The sequence below is a fragment of the Kitasatospora sp. NPDC001539 genome (genome assembly GCF_040298565.1).
Taxonomy (GTDB): Bacteria; Actinomycetota; Actinomycetes; order Streptomycetales; family Streptomycetaceae; genus Kitasatospora.
Window position 1 is genome coordinate 1 of sequence record NZ_JBEPAK010000293.1, and the last position, 7,902, is coordinate 7,902.

Below are 7,902 nucleotides of genomic sequence, written 5' to 3' on the forward strand. Positions count from 1 at the left end.
GCGATCCCGGCGCCGGGTCCGGGTCCGGGTCCGGGCCCTGGAGGTTCCGGGAGGTCCCGTCCCTAGAAGCCGGAGACGTGGGTGGTGACGATCCGGACCCGGCCGTCCTCGGCCGCTTCCAGGGCCGCCCGCAGCCGGGCCGAACGGGCCGGGCCGAGCAGGTCCAGGGCCTCCTCCAAGGGCGCCCAGCGGTGGGTGTCCAGTTCGCCGGCCGGGACGGTCACGGGGGTGCCGTCCGGGACGGTGCCGAAGTCGAACATGAAGTGCTCGGCCGGGTGGTCGAGTTCACCCGAGGGGTGGGTCCAGGAGATGGCCAGCAGGTCTCCGGCCGTCCGGACGATGCCGGTCTCCTCCTCCAACTCCCGCTCGGCGCACCGGACCGGCCCCTCGCCCAGGTCGATCGTCCCGCCCGGGAACTGCCAGTGCTCCCGGTAGCCGGCCTTCACGATCAGGATCCGGCCGGACTCGTCCCGCAGCAGGCAGCCCGTCGCCGCGTAGACCCGGGGCAGCGAGGCCAGCCATTCCTCGCGGGACTTCAAGGGCTCAGCCGTCACGGCGCTCCTCCTGGGGCAGGTGGGGTTCGGTCGCTCCCACTCTGCCACCCGCCCCGGCCGCCGGGCGTCCGGCACCGAGCCCCGGCGGACCGATGAGTCGGCGCCGCCGTGACGGTCCAACGGGTATGAGGACCACTCCGGGAGAAGCCGTACTGACCTGCGACCTGGGCGCGCTGACCGCCCCCGACCTGGCCGTCGTCGATGCGCTCGCCAGGCTGCGGTCGGCCGCCGCCCGCCACGGGGTGGGCGTGGTGCTGGTGAACGCGGACGGCCCGCTGCGGGAGCTGCTCGCGTTCGCCGGGCTCTCGGCGCTGCTGCCGGGAGCGGCCGATCCGCTGGACTCCGCGGGCCTCGCAGACCTCCCAGGCCTGGCAGACCTGGCAGAGCTGGCAGACCTGGCAGACCGCCCAGGCCTCGCGGAGCCGGCCGGGCGCTCGGGACTACTCGGCGTCGAGACGGGGCGGGAGGCCGAACAGGGGGAAGAGCACGTCCGTGTCCAGGAAGTTGGTCACTCCGGTGATCCGGCCCTCTGACACCTCCAGCACGATCAGCGACCACGGCTCGTGCCCGCCCGCCGGGCTCGGCCGGTACTGGGCGAAGGCCGGGCCGCCGTTGGCCGTCACCGGGAGCAGCCGGGAACCCCGGCAGCCCTGCCCCGGACCCAGCATCCACGCCCGGATCTCGTCCTGCCCCCGCAGCCACATCGCGAACGGCGGCATGTTGAGCGTGACGTCCTCGTGCAGCAGCGCGGCCAGCCCGTCCATGTCGTACGCCTCGAAAGCGCGGACGTAGCGGTCCAGCAGTGCCCGGTGGTCCGCGTCCAGGGCGGGGGCCGGTCGGGCCGCCGAGGCGTCCGAGGCGAGGACGGCGCGGGCGCGTTGCAGTGCGCTGTTGACCGAGGCGACCGTCACGCCGAGCAGTTCGGCCACCTCGGCAGCCTTCCAGCCGAGCACTTCGCGCAGGATCAGCACCGCCCGCTGCCGGGGCGCGAGGCGCTGCAGCGCGGCGACGAAGGCCAGCTTCACCGACTCGCGCTGGGCGGCCACCTCGGCCGGATCCCCCGTCTCGGGGAGCACCCGGCCGTCCGGCGCGGGGCCGATCCACGTCACCTCGGGCAGCTGGGCGTCGCTCGCGGTGGCCACCGTGACCGGGCCGGCCAGGTCCATCGGACGGGCCCGGTTCTTGCGGCCGTTCAGCGCGTCCAGGCAGACGTTGGTGGCTATCCGGTACAGCCAGGAGCGCAGCGCGGACCGCCCCTCGAAGCCGCGGTGGCCGCGCCAGGCGCGGATCATGGTCTCCTGCACCGCGTCCTCGGCCTCGAAGACCGATCCGAGCATGCGGTAGCAGTAGCCCGTCAACTCCGTGCGGTACCGCTCCAGTTGGAGCTCGACCGGCTCCTCCGTGAGCACCTCGGCCATGGTCACCCCTGTCGTGCTGCGCCTTCCCGGTGTACGGACAGGAACGTAGCGCACGGCACCGACAACGGCCGCTGACCGGCCGTCAGGGGCGGTTGCCGGGCTCGGGTTCCAGGAGCCGTCGCACCGCCCCCGCGGGACCGCCGGACGCGGTCGGGCGCCGCCGCCCGTCGGCGCCTCGGCGCGGTCAGTGGGCGGAGTGCTTCTCCGCGCCGCGGTGCCGGTGCCCCTTGAGCTCCGCGTGCGCCGACGGGGCGGCGTGCATCGCCGGGGGTGCCGCGTCGCGCCCGCCGTGGCGGAAGGCACCGCCGGGGGCGGGGAGCGGGCCGGCGCCGGAGGAGGACATCGTTCCGCCGCGCGGCTCCGGTCCGAGGCGGCTGGGCGTGCTCACCATGCCCCGGCTCTCCAGCAGGGCCTGGGCGCCCTGGCGGAGCTTGGCGGTGCTGCCCGGGATTCGCTTGGTCATCGTCGGCCTCCCTTCGGCGGCCGCGGCCGGACGGATGCCGGCCGGAGGGCCGCATGGGCGTCTTGTCCGGATTTTAGCCGGACCGGGCGCCGCTGCCACCGCGCGGCCGTCCATCCGCCCCCGCCCGTCCTCCGCCCGACCGTCCGGGCCGTCCGGCCGTCCGCCGTCCGAACTGATCAGCCCATGACCTCGTGGACGAAGCACCAGCGCCAGTCCTCCCCCGCCTCGTACGAGCGGATCACCGGGTGGGAGGTGTTGTGGAAGTGCGCGGTGGCGTGCCGTTGCGGCGAGAAGTCGCAGCAGCCGATGTGGCCGCAGTCCAGGCACACCCGCAGGTGGACCCAGTCCCGGCGGCCCTGGGCCAGGCACTCGGCGCAGCCGTCGGTGGGCGGAAGGGGCTCGATGTCCCGGGGGGCCAGAGCGAGGTCTTCGCAGGCGCTCATGTTCGAAGGCTACGACGGCCGGAACCGGGATGCCTCAGGACGGGACCGGGATGCCTCAGGAGGAGGCGCCCGGTGCCCCGGCGGCCGGCCCGGGGCCCGTGGCGGTGGTGTGGGCCGCGCGGGAAGCCGCGTCGGCGGCCGGGGAAGGGACCGCGTCGGCACCCCCGGAAGGGGCCGTGCCCGGGGCCGTCCAGCTGGCCAGCATGGCCAGCTTCTGGGCGGTGGGCGAGTCCGGCGGGGCGGTGTAGACGACCAGCACCTGGTCCGGCGAGCCGTTGACGCCCAGGGTCCGGTAGCCGAAGTCGAGTTCGCCGACCAGCGGGTGCCCCAGGAGCTTGCTGCCGCTGCTCTTCTCCCGGACCAGGTGGTCCGCCCAGAGCCGGCGGAACTCCTCGCTGCGCACCGACAGTTCGCCCACCAGCGCGGTCAGGGCCGGATCCGCGGGGTGCAGCCCGGCGTCCCGGCGCAGGTAGGCGACCGTCTCGGCGGCGACCGCCTCCCACTGGCGGTAGTGGTCGCGGGCGGCCGGGTCCAGGAACACGTGCCGGGCCTGGTTGGGCGCGGCGTTCGGATTGGTCTCCGAGCGCGGCCCGAGGTCCCGCCGGGAGGAGAAACCGCTCACCGCGTCGCCGAGCGCGTTCCAGGCCAGCACGTCCATCCGGCGGCCCAGGACGAAGGCGGGCACCCCCGTCATCAGGTCCAGCAGCAGGCGCGTCCCCGGCTCGACCTGCTGGTGCCCCCGCGCCCGGGCCGCCGGGGCCTTGGGCGGGCGGGTCAGCGACCGCAGGTGCGCCGCCTCCGTCGCGTCCAGCCGCAGCACCCGGGCCACCGCGTCCAGCACCGCGTCCGAGGCACTGCCGCCGCGGCCCTGCTCCAGCCGCACGTAGTAGTCGACGCTGACCCCGGCGAGCTGCGCCACCTCCTCGCGGCGCAGGCCCTGCACCCGGCGGCGGCCGTGCGAGGACAGCCCCACCTCCTCCGGCTGGATCCGGGCCCGGCGCGATCGGAGGAAGTCCCCCAGGGTGTTCTCCATGGCAGGCAGGGTAGCCCCGGGCCCTCGCCGTGAGGGTGGTACTGCCGTTCCCAGGAACGGGGTTTCCAGGACGGGCACAGCCCTGGGCCGGGACGCGCGGCGGTCGCAGAGTGGTCGTCGCCAGCCCGATCCTCCCGAGGAGTCCCGATGAGCTACCCCGCCCTCGCCACCCGCACCGCCGTCGTCACCGGAGCCGCCAGCGGCATGGGCGCCGCCACCGCCCGGCTGCTCGCCGCCGCCGGCGCCCGGGTCGCCCTGCTCGCCCGCCGCACCGACCGGATCGAGGCGCTCGCCGCCGAGATCGCCGCCGCCGGCGGGCAGGCCCTCGCCGTCACCACCGACATCACCGACCAGGCGTCGGTCGACGCCGCCGCCGAGGCCGTCCACCAGGCGTACGGCCGGGTCGACCTGGTGGTCAACAACGCCGGAGTGATGCTGCCCAACCCGCTCACCGCCGGTCGGATCGACGAGTGGACCCGCATGATCGACACCAACCTGACCGGCGCGCTGCGGATCGTCCGCGCCTTCACCGAGGACCTCACGACGGCCGCCGCCGACGGCCGCACCGCCGACCTGGTCAACGTCTCCTCCATCGCCGCGCACGTCATCTTCCCCGACTACGCCGTGTACGCCGCCACCAAGGCCGCGATCTCCCAGCTGTCCGCCGCGCTGCGCTCCGAACTCGGTCCGCGCGACGTCCGGATCAGCGCGATCGAGCCCGGCCTGACCGACACCGAGCTCGGCGGCCACATCGACAACCCCGACCTGCGCGACCAGCTCGGCGGCATGTTCGACGTGATCCCGGCGCTCGGCGCGGAGGACGTCGCCGACCTGATCGCCTACACCGTCAGCCGCCCCCGGCACGTCAACCTGCGCCACCAGGTGGTGCTGCCGACCCGGCAGGCGTGACGGCCGCGGCGCGATCTCCGCTCCCGGGCCACGGGTGGCATGGGAGCATGCCACCCGTGGCGATCGTGACGGGGAGAGAAGACGGCGGCACCGGCGAGGGCGGCGGCGTCCCCCTCCCCGGGCGGCCGGACACCGGCGGGGGCATACCCCGGCAGCCGGAAGCCCGGCAGCCGGCCGGGGAGCCCGGCGCCCGGCCGGCCCGGATGCGGCCGCTGACCGACACCGGCCGGATCCGGCAGCCCGCCGCCCTCCTCCGGCTGCTCACCGGCCTGCTCGCGATCGCCGTCACCCTGCTGCTCGCCGACTACGCCCGGGCCACCACCGGGGGCATCGCCGCCGACGTCGCCGAGGCGGTCGCGATCGTGCCGCGACCGCTCGCCGGCCTCGCCGGCGGGCTCACCACCGCCGCCGTCCTGCTGCTGCCGGTCGGACTCGCCGTCCGCCGGGTGCTCGGCCCCGACCGGCGGCGCGCCCTCCAACAGGTCTCCGACGGGCTGCTCGCCGCCGTCCTCGCCTACGGCGCCACCCTCGCCCTCGGCCTGTGGGCCGACGACCTCGCCCCCACCTCCCTGGTCACCGCGCTCACCCAGCCGCTGCCCGGCGACGTGCTCCACCACACCGAGCCCGTCTACGGCTACCTCGCCCCCGTGCTCGCCTTCATGACCGCCTCCGGCAGCCGCGAACGGCGCCTGCCCATGGCCGTCCTGGCGCTCTCCGGACTCGCCGGGCTCGCCGGCGGCTACGCCACCCCCACCGCACTGCTGCTCGGCCTGCTCATCGGCTGGACCGGTGCCCACGGCACCCTGTACGCCGTCGGCACCCCGGACCCGCGGCCGCGGCCCGGCGAGGTGCTGCGGGCCCTGCGGGACAGCGGGCAGCACCCGGTCGAGGCCGTGCCGGCGGGATCGGACCGCTACCGGGTCCGGCAGGCCGACGGGTGGCCCGCACTCGACGTCCAGCTCCTCGACCGGCAGGCCGTCACCGTCGCCGCCGTCCAGCGCGCCTGGCGCCGCCTGCGGCTGCGCACCGCCCCGCACCCCCGCGCCCTGCGCTCCCCGCGCACCGGACTGGAGCACGAGGCCCTGGTCACCTACGCGGCCCTGGCCGCCGGCGTCCGCACCCGCCGCATCGCCGCCACGGTCGGCCTCGGCCACGACACCGCCCTGATCGCTTACGAGCACCAGGCCGGCCGCACCCTGGACCAGCTCGCCGACGAGGAGATCACCGACGAGCTCCTCGCCGACGCCTGGCGCCAACTCGCCCTCCTCCAGCGCCGCGAGATCGCCCACCGCGCCCTCGTCCCCACCTCCCTGCTGATCGACGACACCGGGGCCGTCCACCTGGTCGACTTCGCCGACGGCGACATCGCGGCCAGCGAACTCGTCCTCCGCTGCGACACCGCCCAACTCCTCACCACCCTCGCCCTGCGCACCGGCGCCGCCCGCTCCGTCCGCAGCGCCACCGCCGTCCTCGGCCCCGAGCCCATCGCCGCCGCCCTGCCCCTGCTGCAACCCATCGCCCTCGCCCGCACCACCCGGCAGGCCCTCAAGCAGCACGCGAAGGCGGGGGGCACGGCCGCACCGGGGGCGGCACCGGGGGCCGCCCGGGGCCGGGCGGGCGGCGCGGCGACGGGGACGGGGACGGGGACGGACCTGGCCGACGCCGGGGGACGCGCCGGTCCGCGACCCGCGCACCGGGCGGCCTCCGGCACCCGGCCGGAGACCAGCACCCAGGGGGCGGGCGGCGCCGGGGCGGCGGGCGGCGCACGGCTCCCCGCTCAGGGCGTGCGCCGATCCGGACCACCCGGCGGCGGGACCGCCCCCGAACGGGGCGACGCCGCACCGGCGGTCCGGCCCTGGACGGGTGCGGGCGGCAGCCCGGGCAGCGCTGCCGCCCGCACCCCATCGCACGGGGACGCCCACGACGCCGCCGGACCCACGGCGGGCACAGTGCCCGGGGCGGGCACGGTCCCGGCGGAGGGCACGGCGGCGGCCACGGTCCCGGCGGCGGGCACGGTCCCGGCGGCGGGCACGGCGTCGGTGGCGGGCACGGTGCCGGTGGCGGGCGGCGGATCCACCGCGGCGGCCGCGGGCGGCCGCGAGACCGCCGCCGTCACCGCCGGGCACCCCGGAGGCGGCGACGCGCTGCCCGGGGGGCTGCTGGAGGAGATCCGGGCGGAGGTCGCGCGCGGCCGGCCGGAGGCGGTCGGACGGCCGGTGCGGCTGGAACGGCTGCGGCCGCGGACCCTGCTGGCCGTGGTGGGCGGGGTGGTCGCCGGGTGGCTGCTGATTCCGCAGTTCTTCGCGCCGGAGGACAACCCGGTCGCGGCGTTGGCGGACGCCGATCCGTGGTGGCTGGTGTTGGCGCTGGTGGCGGCCGGGTCGAGCCACGTGGCGGCGGCGATGGGCTTCGTCGGGTTCGTGCCGGAGCGGCTGGACTTCCGCAACGCCGTACTGGCGCAGCTGGCCGGGGCGTTCGTGAAACTGGTGTCGCCCGGGGGTGTCGGTGGGATCGCCCTGAACACCCGGCTGCTCCAGCAGGCGGACATCCCGACCGCGCAGGCGCTGTCCAGCGTCGGCGTGGGGCAGGTGATCGGGCTGGTGCTGCACCTGTTGCAGCTGGGGGCCTTCGTCTACCTGCTGGATCTCCAACCCGGCGGGTCGGAACTGGACGCGCTGCCCGCCGTGGTGGGCGGGCTGGCCGCGGCGGCCGTCCTGCTGGCGCTGGTGTGGGCGGTCCCGCCGGCCCGGCGGTGGCTGACGACGCGGCTGCGGCCGCTGACGGCCGAGGTGCTGCCGCGGCTGCTGGACCTGCTGCGCAACCCGGGGCGGCTGGCGGTGGGGGTGGCCGGGCAGCTGCTGGTGTCGATCTGCCTGATCGCCTGCCTGTACTGCTGCGTGCGGGCGATCGGCCGGGTGCCGTCCTTCGCCTCGGTGGCGGTGGTGTTCCTGGTGGGCAACGCGGCGGGCAACGCCGCGCCGACCCCGGGCGGGGGCGGCGCGGTGGACACGGCGCAGACGCAGGGGCTCCAAGAAAGGAAGAGCGTCGGGGAGGGGAACATTTTTTATAATCGGGTGTAGTT

At 76.4% G+C, this 7,902-nt stretch carries 8 protein-coding genes; 3 read left to right on the top strand and 5 right to left on the bottom strand.

The window, feature by feature from the left end; genetic code table 11:
- Window positions 1–62: 62 nt before the first annotated feature.
- Window positions 63–554 (bottom strand): NUDIX domain-containing protein, encoded by a 492-nt coding sequence (locus ABT247_RS29530; protein ID WP_350748470.1) that lies wholly within the window; start codon window positions 552–554, stop codon window positions 63–65.
- Between the two features lie 125 nt (window positions 555–679).
- Here ABT247_RS29530 and ABT247_RS29535 point away from each other — a divergent pair, with 125 nt between their 5' ends.
- Entirely contained in the window at window positions 680–1,087 is a 408-nt protein-coding gene (locus ABT247_RS29535) for an STAS domain-containing protein (RefSeq protein ID WP_350748473.1), read from the top strand.
- On the opposite strand, the gene ABT247_RS29540 is transcribed toward ABT247_RS29535, so the two are convergent.
- The 4 genes from ABT247_RS29540 to ABT247_RS29555 all read right to left on the bottom strand — a co-directional run bounded on the left by ABT247_RS29540 (window position 995) and on the right by ABT247_RS29555 (window position 3,911).
- On the bottom strand, window positions 995–1,972 hold the full coding sequence (locus tag ABT247_RS29540) for a sigma-70 family RNA polymerase sigma factor (protein ID WP_350748476.1): 978 nt from the start codon (window positions 1,970–1,972) through the stop codon (window positions 995–997). The two genes, ABT247_RS29535 and ABT247_RS29540, sit on opposite strands and share 93 nt — an antisense overlap.
- Window positions 1,973–2,156: 184 nt before the next feature.
- Window positions 2,157–2,435: a hypothetical protein gene (locus ABT247_RS29545; protein ID WP_350748478.1), complete on the bottom strand. Its 279-nt coding sequence runs from the start codon at window positions 2,433–2,435 to the stop codon at window positions 2,157–2,159.
- A gap of 176 nt (window positions 2,436–2,611) precedes the next feature.
- Window positions 2,612–2,878, bottom strand: a complete 267-nt coding sequence (locus ABT247_RS29550; RefSeq protein WP_350748481.1) for a UBP-type zinc finger domain-containing protein — start codon at window positions 2,876–2,878, stop codon at window positions 2,612–2,614.
- 55 nt (window positions 2,879–2,933) lie between these two features.
- Window positions 2,934–3,911: a helix-turn-helix transcriptional regulator gene (locus ABT247_RS29555; protein ID WP_350748484.1), complete on the bottom strand. Its 978-nt coding sequence runs from the start codon at window positions 3,909–3,911 to the stop codon at window positions 2,934–2,936.
- Between the two features lie 147 nt (window positions 3,912–4,058).
- On the opposite strand from ABT247_RS29555, the gene ABT247_RS29560 reads away from it, so the two are divergent.
- Both ABT247_RS29560 and ABT247_RS29565 read left to right on the top strand, forming a co-directional pair.
- Window positions 4,059–4,820, top strand: a complete 762-nt coding sequence (locus ABT247_RS29560; RefSeq protein ID WP_350748487.1) for an SDR family oxidoreductase — start codon at window positions 4,059–4,061, stop codon at window positions 4,818–4,820.
- Between the two features lie 56 nt (window positions 4,821–4,876).
- On the top strand, window positions 4,877–7,900 hold the full coding sequence (locus ABT247_RS29565) for a lysylphosphatidylglycerol synthase domain-containing protein (RefSeq protein WP_350748490.1): 3,024 nt from the start codon (window positions 4,877–4,879) through the stop codon (window positions 7,898–7,900).
- Window positions 7,901–7,902: the final 2 nt, after the last annotated feature.

What these genes read in the sequence shown, in the direction of transcription:
- ABT247_RS29540 (WP_350748476.1), bottom strand. Translation starts at nt 1,972, where the DNA reads ATGGCCGAGGTGCTCACGGAGGAGCCGGTCGAGCTCCAACTGGAGCGG.
- ABT247_RS29550 (WP_350748481.1), bottom strand. Translation starts at nt 2,878, where the DNA reads ATGAGCGCCTGCGAAGACCTCGCTCTGGCCCCCCGGGACATCGAGCCC.
- ABT247_RS29535 (WP_350748473.1), top strand. Translation starts at nt 680, where the DNA reads ATGAGGACCACTCCGGGAGAAGCCGTACTGACCTGCGACCTGGGCGCG.
- ABT247_RS29555 (WP_350748484.1), bottom strand. Translation starts at nt 3,911, where the DNA reads ATGGAGAACACCCTGGGGGACTTCCTCCGATCGCGCCGGGCCCGGATC.
- ABT247_RS29545 (WP_350748478.1), bottom strand. Translation starts at nt 2,435, where the DNA reads ATGACCAAGCGAATCCCGGGCAGCACCGCCAAGCTCCGCCAGGGCGCC.
- ABT247_RS29560 (WP_350748487.1), top strand. Translation starts at nt 4,059, where the DNA reads ATGAGCTACCCCGCCCTCGCCACCCGCACCGCCGTCGTCACCGGAGCC.